The 1,082-nt window shown below is 59.0% G+C and carries 1 rRNA gene; it reads left to right on the forward strand.

The annotated features are described in order from the left end of the window. Positions 1-1,082 (forward strand): 23S ribosomal RNA (locus tag E4A51_RS18175); the annotation flags it as partial.

Consider the following 1,082-nt stretch of genomic DNA (forward strand, 5'->3'; position numbering starts at 1 on the left):
GTTGGCTTAGAAGCAGCCACCCTTGAAAGAGTGCGTAATAGCTCACTGGTCAAGTGATTCCGCGCCGACAATGTAGCGGGGCTCAAGCACACCGCCGAAGCTGTGGCATTCACACTCGAGACAAGCCTTCGTGGTTCAGTCGTGTGGATGGGTAGGGGAGCGTCGTGCCGCCAGCGAAGCCGCGGGGAAACCCAGTGGTGGAGGCGGCACGAGTGAGAATGCAGGCATGAGTAGCGAATGACGGGTGAGAAACCCGTCCGCCGAATGACCAAGGGTTCCAGGGCCAGGCTAATCCGCCCTGGGTAAGTCGGGACCTAAGGCGAGGCCGACAGGCGTAGTCGATGGACAACGGGTTGATATTCCCGTACCGGCGAAGAACCGCCCATACCGAGCCCGGTGATGCTAACCGTCCGAGCCTGCCCCATCGTCCTTCGGGACACCGGGGCAGGGGAGCACGGGACCCGAACCGGTAGTAGGTAAGCGTATTAACAGGAGTGACGCAGGAAGGCAGCCCAGCGTGGCGATGGTAGTCCACGTCCAAGGTCGTAGGGTCAGGTGTAGGCAAATCCGCACCTGGTGAAGCCTGAGAACCGACGGGTACCGCGTATGCGGGAAATGGGTGATCCTATGCTGCCAAGAAAAGCTTCGACGCGAGGTTCTAGCCGCCCGTACCCCAAACCGACTCAGGTGGTCAGGTAGAGAATACCAAGGCGATCGAGAGAATCGTGGTTAAGGAACTCGGCAAAATGCCCCCGTAACTTCGGGAGAAGGGGGGCCTCAAGCGTGATCCACCCTCGCGGTGGTGAGCGTGGAGGGCCGCAGAGACCAGGGAGAAGCGACTGTTTACTAAAAACACAGGTCCGTGCGAAGTCGCAAGACGATGTATACGGACTGACGCCTGCCCGGTGCTGGAAGGTTAAGAGGACGGGTCAGCTCTTCGGAGCGAAGCTCAGAATTTAAGCCCCAGTAAACGGCGGTGGTAACTATAACCATCCTAAGGTAGCGAAATTCCTTGTCGGGTAAGTTCCGACCTGCACGAATGGCGTAACGACTTCTCCGCTGTCTCAACCGCGAACTCGGCG

This window comes from Cellulomonas sp. HD19AZ1 (assembly GCF_004535805.1).
In the GTDB taxonomy this organism is placed as follows: Bacteria; Actinomycetota; Actinomycetes; order Actinomycetales; family Cellulomonadaceae; genus Cellulomonas; species Cellulomonas iranensis.